Here is a 19,016-nt window from a genome sequence, read left to right as displayed (position 1 = left end):
CTAATCGCAAGGGTATTGCGCTTTTTTGCCAATTTTGCTGAAAATTTACACAGCAAGGCGTGCAAAACGTGCGTTGCTGCGGTTATTGCTCGGTGAAGGTGCCTTTCACCCGCTTGGAACGCTTGAAATACGGCACCAGCAGGGCCGCCATCACCAATGGCCATAACAGGCTACGAACGGCAAGCTCGTCGGGCACCGGAGCAAAGGCGAACGCTTTGATCGCCAGTAGCACGGTGATCAGCAACCAGACCAGAAACAGCTTCGGGAAACGTTGCGAACGTTGGCAGAACAGCCACAGCAGGTAAAGCGTAAAGCACCACATCACCAGCGTAGTCAGCACTGACAGATACCACTGGGTGGAGAAGGCCTGAGCATTGGTACTCAGATACTCGCGGGATTCCGGCATAAAAATGGCCATACCGTACAGGGCCAACATCAGGCTGGCGCTGAGCAGGGTAACGATCAGATAGGCCATCGGGGCGAGTAACCAACCGCCAATGCGCGTATATTCAGCTTGGGTCATACGGGATCCTGAGTGGTATTCCAACGAAGTAAGCCGCATAGCTTACTTAAATATGTGTCAATGCGCGAGGAGAAGGCGTTTTCACCACAAGAATGCCAGTCAGGAGGGGAGCGGCGAGAAAGGGTGCAACAGGTGGAAATCATGCAGAACGCCGACACGTTGTGAACCCGTCCCTGGGGGCTCGCAATTGCGCATCCCTGCGCTCAGCGGTCGGCTAACCTGCCATGAACCCCACCTGCCTCAAACTTCAGGTGCAGCGGTATTATGCCCAGCAACACCAGGAACGCGATTAACGTTCCGCACCGTTGCTGGCGATCAGCTTCTGGTACCAGAAGAAACTCTTCTTGCGCTGGCGAGCCAGATCCTGGTTGTGGTCAACGTAGATGAAACCGTACTGCTTCTGGAAGCCGTTGAGCCAGCTCAGCAGATCGATAAACGACCACGGATAATAGCCGCGTACGTCGGCACCCTGTTTGATGGCGTCTTCGATGGCGCCAATGTGCTGGCGCAGATAGTCGATGCGATCGTCATCCACTACCTCACCATCAATAATCGGGTCTTTGGCTCCCAGACCGTTTTCGGTGATGTAGATAGGAATATCGCCGTAACGTGCCTTGATGTTCATGATGCCTTCGGTAAGGCCCTGCGGATAAATCTCCCAGTCCCAGTCGGTATACACGCCGTTCGGGTTGCGCACGAACTTGAATAGCCCTTTAAAGCCGAATTCGTTGCCCTGCTGGTGGCCGCTGCCTTTCTCGCCGGTGGTGTTGATGGTCAGGCGTGATTCCTGATGATTGGCCGCAATGGTTTCACGCTTGTAGTAGTTCAGGCCAATGAAATCGCAGATATTGTCGCGCAGCAGTTGTTCATCACCCGGTGCGAATTGGGGTACGCCCCACAGCGCTTGAGTCTGGGCCAGCAGTTCGGCCGGATATTCGCCTTTCAGCACCGGATCGTACAACCAATGGGTAAAGATCCCTTCGGCCAATTGATAGGCCGCCAGGTCTTCCGCCGACTGGCTGAGCGGGGTATGGGTCTGCAACACGTTGACGAAGCCGATTTGGCCATCGATGCCGCTGGTGCGGAATGCCGCTACGGCTTTGGCGTGTGCCACAAATACGTGATGGCAGGCCTGGATGGCGCGCGCCGGGTTCTGTACGCCCGGTGGGTGACCGCCGGTGATGTAACCGAAGCCAATAAAGCACACGGTTTCATTGAAGGTAGACCACAGCTTGACGCGATCGCCGTAACGCTCATAACACAGGCGGGCATATTCTTCGAAGGCCTCGGCGGTGCTGCGTGCTTCCCAACCGCCTTCATCTTGCAGCGCCTGCGGCAGATCCCAATGATACAGGGTGATCATCGGTTCAATGTTGTGCTCCAGCAGCGCATCGATCAGATCGCTGTAGAACTTGACCCCGGCCTCATTGATGGCGCCACGGCCCTGTGGCAGCAGGCGTGGCCAGGAGATAGAGAACCGGTAGCTCTGCATCCCCATTTCGGCCATCAGCGCCACGTCCTCACGGAAGCGATGATAGTGATCGACGGCGACGTCGCCGTTGGTGCCTTGGTAGGTGGTACCCGGCAGGTGGGAGAAGGTATCCCAGATGGATGGGCCCTTACCGTCGGCATCGTGCGCGCCTTCAACCTGATACGCCGCGCTGGCCGCGCCCCAGAGGAACTCTTTCGGGAAAGCAGACATAACTATTCTCTCTCTGTACGTAAAATATAGAGTCTAGTTTAGGTCGGTTTGAAATGAGTTTGCAACCGGTTTCTGAAACCGGTTGCAGTATTGATATGGAAGATTAGCGACGGTTGATTTGATAGTAGGTTTCGTTCCAGCGGATTTCGTTCTTGAACGCTGGCAGGGTGGTGGCGTTGTCGATCAGCAGGAATTCGATGTTATGCATCTCGGCATACAGGCGCAGATAGTCGGCGTTCAATGAATGTGAGAACACCGTATGGTGCGCGCCGCCCGCCAGGATCCAGGCTTCGGCCGCCGTTTCCAGGGAAGGTTGAGCGCGCCAGATAGCCCGGGCGACCGGAAGTTTCGGCAACGGTTTCGGTTGTTCGATGGTATCAACCTGATTAACCAGCAGACGGAAACGGTCACCCATATCGATCAGGCTGGCGTTCACCGCCGGGCCTGCCGGGGTCGAGAAGATCAGACGAGCCGGATCGGCCTTGCCACCAATGCCCAGATATTGAATATCCAGCAGCGGTTTCTGCTCTTTGGCGATGGACGGGCAGACTTCCAGCATATGGGAACCCACCACCAGATCGTTACCCGGCTGGAAGTTGTAGGTGTAATCCTCCATAAACGAGGTCCCGCCGTTTAACCCGCTGCCCATCACTTTCATAATGCGCAGCAGGGCGGCGGTTTTCCAGTCGCCTTCGCCGGCAAAGCCGTAGCCTTGCTGCATCAGGCGCTGTACAGCCAAGCCTGGTAACTGCTTCATGCCGTGCAGCGTTTCAAAGTTGGTGGTGAAGGCGTGGAACTTACCCTGTTCGAGGAAGCGTTTCATGCCCAGTTCGATAGCGGCAGCGTCGATCAGATTCTGTCGTTTGGCCCCGTTAAGTTTTGCCACGTCGCTCAGCTCATAGCTGGCTTCGTACTCTTCGATCAGGGTAGCGATATCGCCTTTGCTCACTTCGTCGATCACGCTGACTAAATCGCCGATGCCGTAAGCATCCACGGAGTAGCCAAACTGGATCTGCGCGGCCACTTTGTCGCCATCGGTTACGGCGACCTGGCGCATGTTGTCACCAAAACGCGCGACTTTCAGCTGTTGGCTTTCCTGCTTGGCGGCAGCAACGCGCATCCATTGGGCAATGCGCTCCTGGGCGCGGTTGTCCTGCCAGTGGCCGGCGATCACGCTATGCTGTTGGCGCATACGCGCGCCGATAAACCCGAACTCACGGCCACCGTGGGCGGTCTGGTTGAGGTTCATAAAGTCCATATCCATGGTGTCCCAAGGCACCTCGGCGTTGAATTGGGTATGGAATTGCAGCAGCGGTTTATCGAGGATCGACAGGCCGGCGATCCACATTTTGGCCGGTGAGAAGGTGTGCAGCCAGGTCATGATGCCGATACAGTCCTGGTGATAATTGGCCTCCCGACAGACGGTGGTGATTTCGTCCGGCGTGGTGACCAGCGGCTTCAATACCAGCTTCACCGGTAAACCGGCTTCACGATTCAGGCTGTTCACCACCTGCTCGGCGTTGGCCGTCACCTGTTGCAGGGTTTTTGGCCCATAGAGATGCTGGCTGCCGATCACGAACCACACTTCACGTTGCTTAAAGATGTTCATCAAAAACTCCTGAATCTAGAGGTTTTATTGAGCCGGGGCAGAGCGCACCCCGGCGTATTAATTTTTGCCGGTTGGCGCAAAGCGCGGCTCGGCGGCCTGACACCACTGTTGGTAGCGTTCATAAAGTTGTTGATAGCGTGCGACATTGGCCGGGTCGGGCTGCAAAGTGCGTTCAATGCTGCAAGCCATATGCTGCTGGGCCTGCGGCACGTCGCTGAAATGCCCGGCGGCAACGGCGGCGAAGATGGCAGCCCCCAGCGCGCAACACTGGTCGGAGGCCACAATCTGTAGCGGGCGGTTCATCACGTCGGCACAGACCTGCATGATCACCGGTGATTTACGGGCGATGCCACCCAAAGCCAGCACGTTTTCAACCGGGATATCCTGCTGTTCAAAGCATTCCATGATGGCGCGAGCGCCAAAGGCCGTTGCGGCGATAAAGCCACCAAACAGCGTGGGAGCATCGGTACCGAGGTTGAGGTCGGTGATCACGCCTTTCAGGCGCTGGTTGGCGTAAGGAGTACGGCGGCCATTGAACCAGTCCAACACCACCGGCAGATGATCGAGCGACGGGTTTTTGGCCCAGGCAGCGGTCAGAGCGGCCAGCATGTCATGCTCGATTTGTTGCAACTGTGCCTGAAGCTGTGGCTGAGTCTTGGCTGCCTCACGCAGTGGCCAGCTCAGCAGGCGGCTGAACCAGGCGTACATATCGCCAAAAGCGGACTGTCCGGCCTCCATCCCGATGGTTTGTGGCACCACGCTGCCGTCTACCTGGCCGCAAATGCCGCTAATGGCACGATCGCCCACGCGCTCACGATCGGCGATCAGAATGTCGCAGGTCGAAGTACCTATCACCTTTACCAGCGTATAGGGCTGCGCACCGGCACCTACGGCCCCCATATGGCAATCGAAGGCTCCCCCGGACAGTACGACACTTTCTGACAGCCCAAGCCGCGCGGCCCACTCTTTGGTCAAGGTTCCCACCGGCAGATCGGCAGTATAGGAACCGGTGAACAGCGGATAGGGCAGATCTTCCACCAGCAATGGATCCAGCGCCGCAAAGAAGGCTTCTGGTGGCAAACCGCCCCAGTCTGGATGCCATAACGTTTTATGCCCAACGCTGCAACGGCCGCGCTTTAAGCTATCCGGCGCGGTGGTACCGGAAAGCAGTGCCGGTACCCAGTCACACAGCTCGACCCAAGAGGCAGCGGCGTGGCGCACCGCCTCATCCTGACGTGAGACGTGCAGGATCTTGGCCCAGAACCATTCAGAGGAGTAAACGCCGCCGATATAGCGCGAATAGTCGGGGAAATCGCCACGGCGGCACAGTTGGTTAATCTCCTCGGCTTCTTCAATGGAGGTGTGATCTTTCCACAGCACAAACATGGCGTTGGGATTACTGGCAAACTCAGGCCGTAACGCCAACACGTCGCCATGTTCATCGATTGGGGCGGGAGTTGAGCCGGTGCTATCTACGCCGATCCCGACCACCGCCTGCCGCTGCTCCAGAGTCATGCGCTGCACCACGGCGACGACGGCTTGTTCCATGGCGTCGATATAATCGAGCGGGTGGTGGCGGAACTGGTTCTGCGCGGCGTTACAGAAATCACCACGCTGCCAGCGAGGGTAGTAAACCACCTCGGTATCCAGTTCGTTGCCGTTATGACAGTCGACCGCCAGTACCCGCACTGAATCGCTGCCGAAGTCTAAACCCAGGGCAATAGCGCCTGCCGTCATGATGCTGACTCCTTACTTGTTAGATTGAGGTTAACGATAGGAGCGGGACGAGCAGGCAGGTGAGGAATCATTGGCTGGAAGTATGCACTTTTCTGCTTGCTACAGTGATTTTGTGATGGGTGTCAAAAGTTATCGCTTGGTTAAATTTGCTAAATGTATGCACATACCTGCTGTTATTCCGAGATGTGATAGCGCTCTACATTTAGGTAACAAATACCCGCTAAAACTGTTGGCGTCTTATCTGTGTCGACGACAAAGAACGCGGTGTAGAGCGACTGTCGTGACGAGAACCCATAATGATAACGTTTTCACGGCGGCCCGGTTTTTCCCCCGATGAAAGCCAAACAGCGGAGAGTACCATGCGTAAATTCACTAAGACGTTGGCAGTGATCGGTCTGGCGGCGGTTATGTCACATTCGGCTGTCGCAGAAACCATGAAACTGGGCTTTTTGGTTAAACAGCCTGAAGAACCCTGGTTCCAGACCGAATGGAAATTTGCCGACAAGGCGGGTAAAGACCTGGGCTTTGAAGTGATCAAGATTGCCGTGCCGGACGGCGAGAAAACCCTCAATGCCATCGACAGCCTGGCGGCCAGCGGGGCCAAAGGGTTTGTTATCTGCACGCCAGATCCCAAACTCGGCTCGGCGATTGTCGCCAAGGCGCGGAGTTACGATCTGAAAGTGATCGCGGTTGACGACCAGTTTGTAAACGCCAAAGGCAAACCGATGGACAGCGTGCCGCTGGTGATGATGGCCGCCACCAAGATTGGTGAACGCCAGGGTGAAGAGCTGTGGAAAGAGATGAACAAGCGCGGCTGGCAAGTGGCAGAGACGGGGGTCATGGCCATCACCTCTGATGAACTGGATACCGCACGTCGTCGTACCGGTGGTTCGATGGATGCATTGAAAGCTGCGGGCTTCCCAGAAAAACAGATCTACAAGGTACCGACCAAATCCAACGATATTCCAGGGGCGTTCGATGCCGCCAACTCAATGCTGGTGCAGCATCCTGAAGTGAAGAACTGGCTGATCGTCGGCATGAATGACAACACCGTGCTGGGCGGCGTGCGCGCCACCGAAGGTCAGGGCTTCAAAGCGCCTAACGTGATCGGTATTGGTATCAACGGCGTCGATGCGGTGAGCGAGCTTTCCAAGAAACAGGCCACCGGCTTCTACGGCTCGCTGCTGCCAAGCCCGGACATTCATGGCTACAAAAGCATCCAGATGCTGCATGACTGGGTAGAGAAAGGCGTGGAACCGCAGAAATTCACCGAAGTGACCGACGTGGTGCTGATCACCCGCGACAACTTCCAGGTGGAACTGCAGAAAAAAGGTCTGATGTAAGCCGTGTGCCGCCTGGTTCATTCAGGCGGCCGTCTATCGCACAGCATTGAGGAAAGCACTATGACTGCCGTCACGCCCTATCTGGCATTCAAAGGCATTGGTAAAAGCTTCCCTGGCGTCAAAGCGCTGGATGATATCAGTTTCAGCTGTCAGGCCGGGCAGATCCACGCGCTGATGGGGGAGAACGGCGCGGGGAAATCGACGCTGCTGAAAATTCTCAGCGGCAATTACGCCCCAAGCCAAGGGGAAATTCACCTTCAGGGGCAAGCGGTGCAGTTTGCCAACACCACCGATGCGTTGAACGCCGGGGTGGCGATTATCTATCAGGAACTGCATCTGGTGCCGGAAATGACCGTGGCAGAGAACATCTACCTGGGTCAGTTGCCGACCAAATATGGCCTGGTCGATCGCCAACTGCTGCGTTATGAGTCCCGCTTACAGCTGGAACACCTGGGGTTGGATATCGATCCGGATACTCCGTTGAAGTATCTGTCGATTGGCCAGTGGCAGATGGTGGAAATTGCCAAGGCCTTGGCGCGCAACGCCAAAGTGATTGCGTTTGATGAGCCGACCAGTTCGCTGTCGGCGCGTGAGATTGAGCAACTGTTCCGGGTGATCCGCGAGCTGCGGGCCGAAGGCAGGGTGATCCTGTATGTCTCACACCGTATGGAGGAGATCTTCGCGCTGAGTGATGCCATAACCGTGTTCAAGGATGGCCGCTATGTACGCACCTTCGACGATATGCAGCAGGTTAACAATGAAGTGCTGGTGCAGGCGATGGTTGGCCGCGATCTCGGCGATGTGTATGGCTACCAGCCACGAGAGCTGGGGGAAGTGCGGTTGCAACTCACCGCTTTGCAGGCCAGTGGGGTGAAAACGCCGATCAGCCTTGACGTGCGTGCGGGGGAGATTGTCGGTCTGTTTGGCTTGGTGGGGGCCGGGCGTAGCGAATTGATGAAAGGGATCTTTGGCGCGACGCGGGTCACCGCAGGCCAACTGACGCTGGATGGTCAGCGGCTCGATGTCCGTTCACCGATTGACGCCATCCGTGCTGGCGTAATGCTGTGCCCGGAGGACCGCAAAGCCGATGGCATCATTCCAGTCCATTCGGTGCGCGACAATATCAACATCAGCGCACGCCGTAAAAGTATCAAGGCGGGTTGCCTGATCGATAACGCCTGGGAAACCAGCAATGCCGATCACCATATCCGTGCGCTGAATATCAAAACCCCAACGGCCGAACAGCTGATCATGAACCTGTCCGGCGGCAATCAACAGAAGGCGATCCTGGGCCGCTGGCTGTCGGAAGAGATGAAAGTGATCCTGCTGGATGAGCCGACACGTGGCATCGACGTTGGCGCAAAACATGAAATCTACCACGTGATTTATCAACTGGCGCAACAGGGCATTGCCGTGCTGTTCGCTTCCAGCGACCTGCCCGAAGTGCTGGGGCTGGCGGATCGCATCATCGTGATGCGTGAAGGGGCGATTTCAGGCGAGTTGACTCATAGCGATGCCACTGAGGAAAAAGCCCTCAGCCTGGCGATGTTACGTACCCCCGATATTGCAGCGGCGATGGCCTGATTGTGAAGGAGTAAGAGATGTCGAGCATGACAACCAATTCTGTGAAAAACCGTGGCGGCTTTAGCCTGGCACGTATCTGGGATAGCTACGGTATGCTGGTGGTGTTCGCCGTGCTGTTTGTTGCCTGCGTGGTGTTTGTGCCGAATTTTGGCAGCTTTATCAATATGAAGGGCCTGGGGTTGGCGATCTCCATGTCCGGCATGGTGGCGTGTGGCATGCTGTTCTGCCTGGCCTCCGGCGATTTTGACCTGTCGGTCGCGTCGGTTATCGCCTGCGCCGGCGTCACCGCCGCCGTGGTGATCAACATGACCGAAAGCCTGTGGATCGGCGTGGCAGCCGGTTTGTTGTTGGGCGTGCTCTCGGGGCTGATCAATGGTTTTGTGATTGCCCGGCTGAAAATTAACGCGCTGATCACCACCTTGGCCACCATGCAGATCTTCCGTGGCCTGGCCTACATAATATCCGATGGTAAAGCGGTGGGGATCGAAGACGAGCGCTTCTTTGCGCTGGGCTACGCCAACTGGTTTGGATTGCCTGCGCCGATCTGGATCACCGTCGGGTGCCTGATCCTGTTCGGTTTCCTGCTCAATAAAACCACCTTTGGCCGTAATACCCTGGCTATTGGCGGCAACGAGGAAGCGGCCCGTTTGGCCGGGGTGCCGGTGGTACGCACCAAGATCATCATCTTTGTGCTTTCCGGGCTGGTATCCGCCGCGGCGGGTATCATTCTGGCTTCGCGGATGACCAGTGGCCAGCCGATGACCTCGATAGGCTATGAGCTGATCGTGATCTCCGCCTGCGTGCTGGGGGGCGTTTCGCTCAAGGGCGGCATCGGCAAGATTTCTTACGTTATCGCCGGGATCCTGATCCTGGGCACGGTGGAAAACGCCATGAACCTGCTGAACATCTCGCCGTTCTCGCAGTACGTGGTGCGCGGCGTGATCCTGCTGGCGGCGGTGATTTTTGACCGTTACAAGCAAAAAGCCAAGAGCAGGGCGTAAAGAGACATCACATTTTTGCGATTAGCTTCAGCAGTATTTTACCGGATGGGTAAACTTGTTGAGGGTGAGATAGCGTTCTGCCGGTTCGGCGATCCCTATTTCCTCCTTTCCCAACCCTCTCCGGTGTTGTGGGCAGACACCGGAGTCAACATGTAGCACGGACAGTCCCCTCACCCTGTGGAAGAGGGTTAGGGTGAGGGGAACAGACCACACATTTCGCCAAGTTTAGGCCAGTGACACGACACTTTTGGAGGCCAGATGTATCATCGCATGGTTCAGGAACCCCAACCGAACCCGTTGTTGCCGGGTTACACCTTTAACGCCTACCTGGTCGCCGGGCTGACGCCGATCATGGCGGACGGGCCGCTGGATTTCTTTATCGATCGCCCTGGCGGTATGAAGGGGTACATCCTCAACCTGACCATTAAAGGACAGGGCAAGGTGTTTGACGGCGAGGAAACACTTTACTGTAATCCTGGCGATCTACTGCTGTTCCCGCCCAAGGCGGCGCATAACTATGGCCGATCGCCGGATAGCGACTGCTGGTATCACCGTTGGGTCTATTTCCGCCCGCGTGCCTACTGGGCTGACTGGCTGGAATGGCACAGCAAGGCGCATCAGGTGGGGCGTCTGACGTTGCCCAATAATCAACTGCTGACCGAATTTGACCGCTTGTTTGCCAACATTGAGCAGACCCAGCGCTCAGGCCGGCGTTTTGCCGAAGAGATAGGCATGAACCTGCTGGAACGGCTCCTGCTTCGCGCGATGGAAGAGGATCCTCTCAGCCCGCAGAAGATTATGGATCCGCGGGTGATTGAAGCCTGCCAGTTTATTACCGGCAATCTGGCAGGGGAACTGCGTATCGATGAAGTGGCACGTCACGTTTGCCTTTCGCCTTCGCGGCTGGCCCATCTGTTCCGCGACCAGGTTGGGATAAATATTCTGCGTTGGCGTGAAGACCAGCGGGTGATCCGCGCCAAACTGTTGCTGCAAACCACTCAGGAGTCGATTGCCACCATTGGCCGGGTGGTGGGTTACGACGATCAGCTCTATTTTTCACGGGTGTTCCGCAAGCGGGTTGGCGTCAGCCCGAGCGATTTCCGCCGTCGTAGCCTGGAGATCAATTATCCTGCCAACCATTTCCAGGAGCGGCCATTGGTTACCGCGGTCCGTTAGCTGAATTCCTCTGTAGGGGCGCAGCATGTTGCGCCCGCTTGGTTGCCTATCACGTATGCTTCGCTGTATTGCCGGTTTGTTATCAGGTGCGCCGTAAAACCCCATCCTTCAGGGCGGGGATATAAGGCGCGGTTTTCCGACTAACTTGGTGTTTGCTGCTGCTGCTCGATGTATTGCCGGACGATCGATATTGGCGCTCCGCCACAACTGCTTGCAAAATAACTCGGTGTCCACAGAACGCCTTTGTAGTAATAGCGTTGGGCGATATCTGGGCGATCACGGCGAAGCAACCTGCTGGATACGCCCTTAAGACTGTTAACCAGATTCGATACTGCGAGCTTTGGCGGATAGTTGATCAGTAAATGCACGTGATCGCATTCGCCGTCCATCTCAACCAGTTTAACATCAAAATCAGCGCATACGCTGGCAAAGTAGCTGCGCAGCTTTTCGATGGCATCCAGATCAAATATCTTTCGTCGATATTTGGCGACGAATACCAAGTGAACATGCATCAGGAAAACACAGTGTCTTCCACGGCGAATATCAGTTTCTTTTGTCATAGACCAAAGTATAATGATAGCCATGAAACGATTTCAAGCCTTCAAATTCCAGTTAAGACCAAATGGTCAGCAGGAGCGCGATATGCGGCGCTTCGCAGGGGCTTGTCGGTTCGTTTTTAACCGTGCGCTGGCACTTCAGAATGAGAACCATGAAGCGGGGAATAAATATATCCCCTACACCAAAATGGCTTCATGGCTCATTGAGTGGAAATCACACCCTGATACCAAATGGCTAAAAGACGCTCCATCACAACCGCTGCAGCAGTCGCTGAAAGATCTGGAGCGCGGCTACAAAAATTTCTTCCAGAAGCGTGCTGCATTCCCTCGTTGCAAAAAACGAGGCCAAAACGACGCATTCCGCTACCCGCAAGGCGTGAAGTTCGATCAGGCCAACAATCGTATATCGCTTCCAAAGTTGGGATGGGTGCGCTACCGCAATAGCCGTGAAGTCATTGGCGAAGTGAAGAACGTCACGGTCAGCCAGTCATGCGGTAAATGGTACGTCAGTATCCAGACGGAATACGAAGTCGCTGATCCGGTTCACAACTCAGAGTCAATGGTCGGACTGGATGCCGGAGTCACGAAACTCGCAACGCTTTCAGATGGCACGGTCTATCAGCCCGTCAATAGCTTTAAAGGTAGCCAGCGCAAGCTGGCAGTGCTTCAGAAACAATTAAGTCGCAAAGAAAAGTTCAGTGCAAACTGGCAAAAACAGAAGCGAAAAATCCAGCGTCTTCACTCGCATATTGCCAATATCAGGCGCGACTACCTTCACAAAGTCACCAGTGAAATCAGCAAAAACCACGCGATGATCGTCATTGAGGATTTGAAGGTCAGTAACATGTCGAAATCGGCAAAAGGCTCGGCAGAGCAGCCTGGAAGAAATGTCCGAGCCAAATCTGGCCTGAACCGCGCGATACTTGATCAGGGCTGGTATGAAATGCGCCGCCAGCTTGAGTACAAGCAGCTCTGGCACGGTGGTCAGGTACTTGCCATACCTCCGGCATACACAAGCCAGCGTTGCGCCTGCTGCGGTCATACTGCGAAGGATAATCGTCAGTCACAAAGTAAATTCGAGTGCCAGATATGCGGCTACACCGCGAATGCTGATATCAACGGTGCCCGTAATATTTTAGCGGCAGGACATGCCGTGCTTGCCTGTGGAGGGATGGTGCAGTCAGGCCGCCCGTTGAAGCAGGAACCCGCTGAGGCGAGTCAGGCTTCGGTTTGAACGCTGTAGGAATCCCCGTCCTTTAGGACGGGGAGGATGTCAACAATCTGCATTTAGCGCTTGTTCCTGCCTGCATCATGGTGTCAAATCGAAGCCATCTCTAGTTCATCTTTTTCTAGCGGCAACACTCAGGGAGCGGGTTTTTCGTCCCAACTGACATGGACGTAGCATTTCAACTGCCTGGAAATGATGCGTATATCGCCCTGTATGAGGAAACAAGATGTCTGAAAAAATCCGCGTTGGTCTGGTGGGCTATGGTTACGCCAGCAAGACCTTTCATGCTCCGCTGATCGCGGGAACGTCTGGCATGGAATTGGCCGCCGTATCCAGCAGCGATGCTGGTAAAGTCCACGCTGACTGGCCGACGATGACGGTGGTCAGCGATCCGCAGGTATTATTTAACGATCCTACCATTGACCTGGTTGTGATCCCAACGCCGAACGATACCCACTTCCCGCTGGCGCAACAGGCGATGGCGGCAGGTAAACATGTGGTGGTGGATAAGCCGTTTACCGTGACACTGTCACAGGCACAGCAGTTACAACAGCAAGCGCAGCAGAGTGGACAGCTGCTTTCGGTGTTCCACAACCGCCGCTGGGACAGCGACTTCCTGACTTTAAAGGCGTTGCTGAAAGACGGCACGTTGGGCGAAGTCGTCTATTTTGAATCTCATTTCGATCGCTTCCGCCCGCAAGTGCGTCAGCGCTGGCGTGAGCAAGGTGGCGCTGGCAGCGGCATTTGGTATGATCTGGGGCCACATCTGATCGACCAGGCCTTGCAGCTGTTTGGCAAGCCACAAACGCTGTTTGTCGATCTCGGTGAGCTGCGCCCAGGATCACAATCGGTGGATTACTTCCATGCGGTGCTCAATTACGGCCACCGGCGTGTGGTGCTGCATGGCACGGTACTGGCTGCGGCGGAAACCGCCCGTTATATCGTGCATGGTACACAGGGCAGCTTCATCAAATATGGTCTGGATCCACAGGAAGACCGTCTGAAAGCCGGTGAGCGTTTGCCGCAGGCCGACTGGGGCTATGATATGCGTGATGGAGTCGTGACGTTGTCACGTGATGGCTTGCTGGCGGAGCAACCGCTGCTGACCATTCCGGGCAATTACCCGGCGTATTACGCCGCCATTCGTGATGCGATTTCCGGGGCTGGCGCCAATCCGGTTCCGGCCAGCGAGGCTATACAGGTAATGGAAATGATTGAGCTGGGCATCGAATCGGCCAAACAACAAAAAGCGCTGCCGGTGGTGTAACCGCAGCAACGACAATAGGGTTCAGGCTGGTTGCTGAACCTTTTTTACGTTTTAATGGCAAGGAATTGTGCAGGATGTCTTGGTTGCAACGTCTACGTATCGACAAGTTTTTACTGGTTCTGCTGATGGTGGTGCTGTTGGCCTCGTTATTTCCCTGTGAAGGGATTTGGCAGACCTTCTTCGAACATTTGACTACCGCCGCGATAGCCCTCTTGTTTTTCATGCACGGGGCAAAGCTCTCCCGTGAGGCAGTGGTCGCCGGGATGAGCCACTGGAAACTGCATCTGGTGGTGTTTCTCAGTACCTTCGCGCTTTTCCCGCTGTTAGGCTTGTCGATGAACCTACTGGTGCCGGGCTTGATGACGCCCACCGTGTATCTGGGTTTCCTCTACCTGTGCGCTCTGCCTGCCACGGTGCAATCGGCGATCGCTTTCACCTCTGCTGCCGGAGGGAACGTGGCGGCGGCGATTTGTAGCGCTTCGGCCTCCAGTATTCTTGGCGTATTTCTGTCTCCGCTATTGGTTGGCGCGTTGATGCATACGCAAGAAGGCAATACCGACGTGTTGCACGCTATCGGATCGATTATTCTGCAACTGATGGTGCCGTTTGTGATTGGCCATCTGGCGCGTCCGCTGATTGCCAAATGGATCGATCGCCACCGTAAACTGATTAACCTCACCGACCGTTCCTCGATCCTGCTGGTGGTATATACCGCGTTCAGCGCGGCGGTGGTTGAGGGGATTTGGCACACCATTGACGGCTGGTCACTGCTGACGATCCTGGTGATGTCGCTGGTGCTGTTGGTGGTGGTACTGGTTGTCAACACCTATGCCGCACGTTGGCTGGGCTTTGATACCGCCGATGAGATCACTATCGTGTTTTGCGGTTCGAAAAAGAGCCTGGCCAACGGTATTCCGATGGCCAACGTGCTGTTTCCGGCCGCCGCCGTTGGGGCGATGGTATTGCCCTTGATGATCTTCCATCAGGTACAACTGATGGTGTGTGCGGTGCTGGCTCAGCGCTATGCGCGCAAAACGGCCCAGCAGCAGGCTGCGGTCAATAAATAACGCAACAGACAGGGATGCCAATGAATCAGGTGGTAGAGATATTACAGTATCGGCTACAGGCAGGCAGTGGTGAGCGGTTTCACCACATCATGCAGCATGTCAGCGTGCCGTTACATAAAGAGGCCGGGATCACCGTGTTGGAGTGCGGTATTTCACTACACGATCCCGATGCCTATTACCTGCTGCGGCGGTTTGACGGTATGGCGGCAATGGAGCAGGTATTGCATGACTTCTACCGTAGCCAGGCCTGGTTGACAGGGCCACGTACGGAGATTGTGGCCCTGATTGAGGCGAGCCACCGGGTGGTATTGCCGTATCTACCTTGAGGTACAGGCTCAGTGACCCACCAGGCCGCTGAGCCTACGGCTGACTTTAGCCAAGCACTTTTGCGCGTAGCGCCTGCTTTTCCTGCTCGCTGAGGAAGGCCATCTTCAGGCCGTTTTCCTGCGCGGTACGGATTTCCTGTGGCGTTAACCCGGCCTGCGGGGCTGCTACGCGGTATTCATGCTCAATCTCTATACCCTGAACGGCCGGATCGTCGGTATTGATTGAGGCCACCACGCCGTGGCGCAGGAAGGTAGCCAGCGGATGTTGTGCCAACGAAGCGACGGTACTGGTCTGGATGTTCGACGTCAGGCAGGACTCAATGCCAATGGCATGCTCTGCCAGGAAATCCATCAGTGCCGGATCTTCCACTGCTTTAACGCCGTGGCCGATACGTTCGGCACCCAACTCGCGGATCGCCTGCCAGATGCTTTCCGGGCCAGCGGCTTCACCGGCATGCACGGTAATGCGCAGGCCAGCGTCGCGGGCACGATTGAAATGGCTGAGGAACAGACTGCCAGGGAAGCCCAGTTCATCACCGGCCAGATCCAGCGCGGTAATGCCATCGCGGTGGGCCAGCAAGGCGTCCAGCTCTTGCAGACAGGCGGCTTCGCCGAAGGTGCGGCTCATGATACCGATCAGGCGTACGTCAATATCGCGATCGCGGCAACCGGAGCGAATACCGTCAATCACCGCTTCCACCACGCCAGCGACCGGCAACTGATGCTTCATCGCCATGTAATACGGCGAGAAACGCAGTTCGGCATAGTGCAACCCGGCGTTGGCCGCGTCTTCCACGTTTTCATAGGCCACGCGACGGCAGGCATCCAGGTCGCCCAATACCGCCACGCCCCAATCCAGCTTTTGCAGGAAGCTCATCAGATCCGGTTCGGCATGGGTGATTTGTACGTGTGGCAGCAGGGCGGTAAGCTCGTTGGCAGGCAAGGCCAGATTGAACTGACGGCCCAGTTCGAGAATGGTTTGCGCACGGATGTTGCCGTCCAGGTGACGGTGAATATCGGTGAGAGGGAGACGGCGATCGATCATGATAGGCACTCGTTATTTGTTTAGATTAAGTGCAGAGCAGTATAAAAACAAATGGATGAAAATAGCCATTTAGTTGCATAAAAAAGTGATGGTAATCACGTTAAATCGCGATGCCGATCGCAGTTTCAGACAATACTGAGTGGGATGGTCTGCCCCACGCAGGCTTCAGGCTTTAATCACGGTCATGCCCGCCTGTTGTAGCGGTTCAATCAAGGCGTTATCGGTACTGCCTTCCACAATGATCGTCTGCGCCAGGGTCAGTTCGCCAATAGCGTATTGCGAAGCCGCATTCAGCTTGGCGGCAGAGGCTAGCACTACCGTTTCCGCCGATCGTGCGGCTAATGCACGCTTGATATAGGCTTCCTCCAGATCACCCGTGCTCAGCCCGGCAACGGGATGCACACCGGTGACCCCCATAAAGTACATATCTGCACGAATATGCGACATGGCTTCTACCGCTGCGGCACCCACGCAAACGATGGAGTGCTTGTACAAGCGTCCACCAATCATGATGACCTCAATGTTGGGGTATTCGACCAAACCCACCGCAACGCTCGGGCTGTGGGTCACAATCGTGGCCTGCAAATTGTGCGGCAGGTGCCGAACCAGCTCGGCTGAAGTGGTGCCACCATCCAGTATCACCACCTGCCCAGGCATAATCATGGCGACCGCCGCCTTGGCAATGGCGGTTTTGGCGGCGGATTCCAGGGTATTTCTTTCGGCAAAGCTGGCAATCGCGGATGAAACCGGCAGGGCGCCGCCATGGACCCGTTGTAGTAACCCCTCGCTGTCTAACTCCCGCAGATCCCGCCGTAAGGTATCTTCGGAAAGGCCAAAAAACTCACTCAGTTGCTTGGCAACAACCTGCCCATCCTGAGCCAGTTTTTCCAGAATGATTTTTTTGCGTTGGCTGGTAAGCATGGAGGATCCCTTGTTATTGCTGTTGCATGAATTATCTTGATCATACACGAAATTGCACGATAGTATCACTATTCCTTCCGGCGATAACGAGGTTGAACAGATGGTGACCACCAAAGACAGAGTGCGTATTGTTGCCAGCCAGGTGTTGTCTGATGATTGGTATGTGCTGAAAAAAACCACCTTTGATTTCCTGCGTAGCGATGGCCAATGGCAACGGCAAAGCCGTGAAACCTACGATCGGGGCGACGGAGCAACCATCTTGTTGTTTAATCGCCAACAGCAGACGGTGGTGCTGACGCGCCAGTTCCGTTTCCCGGTGTTCGTCAATGGCCACGACGGTATGCTGATAGAAGCGGCAGCCGGATTATTGGACAACGCTTCACCTGAAGCACGTATCCGGGCCGAGGCGGAAGAGGAAACCGGCTATTTCGTGCAAAACGTGCAGAAGGTGTTTGAGGCCTACATGAGTCCGGGTTCGGTCACTGAAAAGCTGCACTTTTTTATTGGCGAATACGATGCGCAAAGCAAAGTGGCCGCCGGTGGTGGCATTGAAGCGGAAGGTGAGGATCTGGAAGTACTTGAAATGTCGCTTGCAGAGGCGCTGAACGCAATTAGTCAGGGCGTGATCGTCGATGCCAAAACCATCATGCTGCTGCAATTTGTGGCGTTAAACCGCACGCTGGAAAAATGAGGGACAAACCAGGGGCGCAATACCCCTGGCGTTCAGAGCTATTTATTGTTCAGGACAAATTGCAACGCGGCAATCAGTTTATCCATCCCGGCTTCGACCTTGCTGCGTGGGCAACCGACATTCAGACGCAGGAAACCACGGCCTTCTTCACCGTAGGTGAAGCCTGGCATGATGGCAACTTTCTCGCGCTCGATCAGCACCTGCTGGAGTTGTTGGTCATCAATGCCCAATGGGCGAATATCGATCCATGCCAGATAGGTAGCCTGCGGTGGCTGCCAGTTTAGCTGCGGCAACGCCTGATTGAGGCGCTCGGCCACGTAGGTCAGGTTATCTTGCAGATAGTCGCGCAGGGCATCCAGCCAAGGTTCGCCGTGCCGGTAGGCTGCGATATGGGCCGCCACGGCCAACACCGCCGGGGAAGAAAGACCATCGCGGCTTTTTAGCGCCTGAACGTAACTGTCACGCGTGCTGTCATCGCTGATAATGCCATAGGCACCGGTAAGCGCCGGAATGTTGAAGGTTTTCGAACCGGAAGTCAGCAATGCCCACGGGGTCGTCGCCACCTGGCTCCATGGCGTATGACGATGTTCTCCCCACACCATATCCATATGGATCTCATCGCTGATCACCTTCACATCATGGCGTTCACAGAGTTCTGCCATCTGCTCCAGCTCTTGCTGAGTCCACACCTTGCCGGTAGGGTTCTGCGGGCTGCACAATAACAGGATCTTGGTTTGTGGCCGGGCCAGCAGGGCTTCAAGATGAGCCATATCACACTGCCAGTCGTTATCCACTTTGTGCAGCGGGCAAGGCAGTACCTGACGTTGATTACCCAGGATCACCTTATAGAACGCGTCATAGGCTGGCGTATGGGTAACCACGTATTCACCGGGAGCCGACCAGATGCGCACCAACTGCGCCACCATGTAAATTACCGAAGGGCCATAGACGGCTTTGCTGGTATCGATTGGGGCATTGAAACGCTGTTGATACCAATGGCGCACCGCGCCAAGAAAGTCTTCATGCTGCCAGCGGCTGTAGCCCAGCACGCCGTGTTGCAGGCGCTGTTGCAGGGCTTCAAGGATGCAGGGGGCGGTGGCGAAATCCATATCGGAAATGGTGAAAGGCAGCAGATCTGCAGTGCCAAACCGGTCGGCGATGTAGTCCCACTGGGTGCACCAGGTACCGTGACGATCTACCGGGGTAGAAAAATCAAACATGTGAAACTCCGAGCAAGGG

Annotated in this window: 17 protein-coding genes; 9 read left to right on the top strand and 8 right to left on the bottom strand. The window is 55.7% G+C overall.

Annotated features, from left to right (window positions below; all coding sequences use genetic code 11):
* Positions 1-82 precede the first annotated feature (82 nt).
* The 4 genes from ACRDCA_RS10945 to ACRDCA_RS10930 form a co-directional block, all read right to left on the bottom strand.
* Positions 83-523: a DUF2569 domain-containing protein gene (locus ACRDCA_RS10945; protein WP_438689533.1), complete on the bottom strand. Its 441-nt coding sequence runs from the start codon at positions 521-523 to the stop codon at positions 83-85.
* 289 nt (positions 524-812) lie between these two features.
* Positions 813-2,225: a glycoside hydrolase family 1 protein gene (locus ACRDCA_RS10940; protein WP_438689532.1), complete on the bottom strand. Its 1,413-nt coding sequence runs from the start codon at positions 2,223-2,225 to the stop codon at positions 813-815.
* Positions 2,226-2,328: 103 nt separating this feature from the next.
* A complete protein-coding gene (gene araA, locus ACRDCA_RS10935; RefSeq protein WP_438689531.1) occupies positions 2,329-3,834 on the bottom strand; it encodes an L-arabinose isomerase in 1,506 nt (501 codons plus the stop codon).
* 57 nt (positions 3,835-3,891) lie between these two features.
* A complete protein-coding gene (locus ACRDCA_RS10930; RefSeq protein ID WP_438689530.1) occupies positions 3,892-5,571 on the bottom strand; it encodes a ribulokinase in 1,680 nt (559 codons plus the stop codon).
* Between the two features lie 359 nt (positions 5,572-5,930).
* On the opposite strand from ACRDCA_RS10930, the gene ACRDCA_RS10925 reads away from it, so the two are divergent.
* From ACRDCA_RS10925 to araC, 4 genes are all read left to right on the top strand, one after another.
* On the top strand, positions 5,931-6,914 hold the full coding sequence (locus ACRDCA_RS10925) for an arabinose ABC transporter substrate-binding protein (protein WP_438689529.1): 984 nt from the start codon (positions 5,931-5,933) through the stop codon (positions 6,912-6,914).
* Positions 6,915-6,974: 60 nt separating this feature from the next.
* Positions 6,975-8,498 carry an L-arabinose ABC transporter ATP-binding protein AraG gene (gene araG / locus ACRDCA_RS10920; RefSeq protein WP_438689528.1) on the top strand — a complete coding sequence of 508 codons (1,524 nt, stop codon included), beginning with the start codon at positions 6,975-6,977 and terminating at the stop codon, positions 8,496-8,498.
* A 17-nt stretch (positions 8,499-8,515) separates the two neighbouring features.
* On the top strand, positions 8,516-9,499 hold the full coding sequence (gene araH, locus ACRDCA_RS10915; RefSeq protein WP_438689527.1) for an L-arabinose ABC transporter permease AraH: 984 nt from the start codon (positions 8,516-8,518) through the stop codon (positions 9,497-9,499).
* A 258-nt stretch (positions 9,500-9,757) separates the two neighbouring features.
* Positions 9,758-10,675 (top strand): arabinose operon transcriptional regulator AraC, encoded by a 918-nt coding sequence (gene araC, locus ACRDCA_RS10910; protein ID WP_025118896.1) that lies wholly within the window; start codon positions 9,758-9,760, stop codon positions 10,673-10,675.
* A 140-nt stretch (positions 10,676-10,815) separates the two neighbouring features.
* On the opposite strand, the gene tnpA is transcribed toward araC, so the two are convergent.
* Positions 10,816-11,235, bottom strand: coding sequence for an IS200/IS605 family transposase (tnpA, locus tag ACRDCA_RS10905; RefSeq protein WP_438690140.1), 420 nt, complete (start codon positions 11,233-11,235; stop codon positions 10,816-10,818).
* A 22-nt stretch (positions 11,236-11,257) separates the two neighbouring features.
* Here tnpA and ACRDCA_RS10900 point away from each other — a divergent pair, with 22 nt between their 5' ends.
* The 4 genes from ACRDCA_RS10900 to ACRDCA_RS10885 all read left to right on the top strand — a co-directional run bounded on the left by ACRDCA_RS10900 (position 11,258) and on the right by ACRDCA_RS10885 (position 15,120).
* Positions 11,258-12,466 carry an RNA-guided endonuclease InsQ/TnpB family protein gene (locus ACRDCA_RS10900; protein ID WP_438689526.1) on the top strand — a complete coding sequence of 403 codons (1,209 nt, stop codon included), beginning with the start codon at positions 11,258-11,260 and terminating at the stop codon, positions 12,464-12,466.
* A 220-nt stretch (positions 12,467-12,686) separates the two neighbouring features.
* Positions 12,687-13,727, top strand: coding sequence for an oxidoreductase (locus tag ACRDCA_RS10895; protein WP_438689525.1), 1,041 nt, complete (start codon positions 12,687-12,689; stop codon positions 13,725-13,727).
* A gap of 74 nt (positions 13,728-13,801) precedes the next feature.
* Positions 13,802-14,794, top strand: a complete 993-nt coding sequence (locus ACRDCA_RS10890; RefSeq protein ID WP_438689524.1) for a bile acid:sodium symporter family protein — start codon at positions 13,802-13,804, stop codon at positions 14,792-14,794.
* 20 nt (positions 14,795-14,814) lie between these two features.
* Positions 14,815-15,120, top strand: a complete 306-nt coding sequence (locus tag ACRDCA_RS10885) for an NIPSNAP family protein (protein ID WP_438689523.1) — start codon at positions 14,815-14,817, stop codon at positions 15,118-15,120.
* A 46-nt stretch (positions 15,121-15,166) separates the two neighbouring features.
* Here the strand turns inward: ACRDCA_RS10885 and add are convergent, their stop codons facing one another.
* Together add and ACRDCA_RS10875 are read right to left on the bottom strand one after the other, a co-directional pair.
* A complete protein-coding gene (gene add / locus ACRDCA_RS10880; protein ID WP_438689522.1) occupies positions 15,167-16,165 on the bottom strand; it encodes an adenosine deaminase in 999 nt (332 codons plus the stop codon).
* A 165-nt stretch (positions 16,166-16,330) separates the two neighbouring features.
* The gene (locus ACRDCA_RS10875) at positions 16,331-17,086 is read right to left on the bottom strand and encodes a DeoR/GlpR family DNA-binding transcription regulator (RefSeq protein ID WP_438689521.1); all 756 of its coding nucleotides are present in this window, start codon (positions 17,084-17,086) and stop codon (positions 16,331-16,333) included.
* A gap of 100 nt (positions 17,087-17,186) precedes the next feature.
* Here ACRDCA_RS10875 and ACRDCA_RS10870 point away from each other — a divergent pair, with 100 nt between their 5' ends.
* Positions 17,187-17,777 (top strand): NUDIX domain-containing protein, encoded by a 591-nt coding sequence (locus ACRDCA_RS10870; protein ID WP_438690139.1) that lies wholly within the window; start codon positions 17,187-17,189, stop codon positions 17,775-17,777.
* Positions 17,778-17,815: 38 nt separating this feature from the next.
* Here ACRDCA_RS10870 and ACRDCA_RS10865 read toward each other — a convergent pair whose 3' ends face one another.
* Positions 17,816-18,997: a MalY/PatB family protein gene (locus ACRDCA_RS10865; RefSeq protein WP_438689520.1), complete on the bottom strand. Its 1,182-nt coding sequence runs from the start codon at positions 18,995-18,997 to the stop codon at positions 17,816-17,818.
* Between the last annotated feature and the right edge of the window lie 19 nt (positions 18,998-19,016).

Origin of the sequence: Serratia sp. (in: enterobacteria), from assembly GCF_051654945.1 — a bacterium.
Lineage (GTDB): Bacteria > Pseudomonadota > Gammaproteobacteria > Enterobacterales > Enterobacteriaceae > Chania.
The sequence above is the reverse complement of the archived record's forward strand: the minus strand, read 5'-3'. Positions and strand labels throughout refer to the sequence as shown.

Bases quoted from the DNA above. Each gene is read 5' to 3' on its own strand.
- ACRDCA_RS10895 (WP_438689525.1), top strand. From the start codon at position 12,687: ATGTCTGAAAAAATCCGCGTTGGTCTGGTGGGCTATGGTTACGCCAGC.
- tnpA (WP_438690140.1), bottom strand. From the start codon at position 11,235: ATGACAAAAGAAACTGATATTCGCCGTGGAAGACACTGTGTTTTCCTG.
- araA (WP_438689531.1), bottom strand. From the start codon at position 3,834: ATGAACATCTTTAAGCAACGTGAAGTGTGGTTCGTGATCGGCAGCCAG.
- ACRDCA_RS10875 (WP_438689521.1), bottom strand. From the start codon at position 17,086: ATGCTTACCAGCCAACGCAAAAAAATCATTCTGGAAAAACTGGCTCAG.
- ACRDCA_RS10930 (WP_438689530.1), bottom strand. From the start codon at position 5,571: ATGACGGCAGGCGCTATTGCCCTGGGTTTAGACTTCGGCAGCGATTCA.
- araC (WP_025118896.1), top strand. From the start codon at position 9,758: ATGTATCATCGCATGGTTCAGGAACCCCAACCGAACCCGTTGTTGCCG.
- ACRDCA_RS10865 (WP_438689520.1), bottom strand. From the start codon at position 18,997: ATGTTTGATTTTTCTACCCCGGTAGATCGTCACGGTACCTGGTGCACC.
- ACRDCA_RS10885 (WP_438689523.1), top strand. From the start codon at position 14,815: ATGAATCAGGTGGTAGAGATATTACAGTATCGGCTACAGGCAGGCAGT.
- add (WP_438689522.1), bottom strand. From the start codon at position 16,165: ATGATCGATCGCCGTCTCCCTCTCACCGATATTCACCGTCACCTGGAC.
- ACRDCA_RS10940 (WP_438689532.1), bottom strand. From the start codon at position 2,225: ATGTCTGCTTTCCCGAAAGAGTTCCTCTGGGGCGCGGCCAGCGCGGCG.
- ACRDCA_RS10900 (WP_438689526.1), top strand. From the start codon at position 11,258: ATGAAACGATTTCAAGCCTTCAAATTCCAGTTAAGACCAAATGGTCAG.
- ACRDCA_RS10925 (WP_438689529.1), top strand. From the start codon at position 5,931: ATGCGTAAATTCACTAAGACGTTGGCAGTGATCGGTCTGGCGGCGGTT.
- araG (WP_438689528.1), top strand. From the start codon at position 6,975: ATGACTGCCGTCACGCCCTATCTGGCATTCAAAGGCATTGGTAAAAGC.
- ACRDCA_RS10890 (WP_438689524.1), top strand. From the start codon at position 13,802: ATGTCTTGGTTGCAACGTCTACGTATCGACAAGTTTTTACTGGTTCTG.
- ACRDCA_RS10945 (WP_438689533.1), bottom strand. From the start codon at position 523: ATGACCCAAGCTGAATATACGCGCATTGGCGGTTGGTTACTCGCCCCG.
- araH (WP_438689527.1), top strand. From the start codon at position 8,516: ATGTCGAGCATGACAACCAATTCTGTGAAAAACCGTGGCGGCTTTAGC.
- ACRDCA_RS10870 (WP_438690139.1), top strand. From the start codon at position 17,187: ATGGTGACCACCAAAGACAGAGTGCGTATTGTTGCCAGCCAGGTGTTG.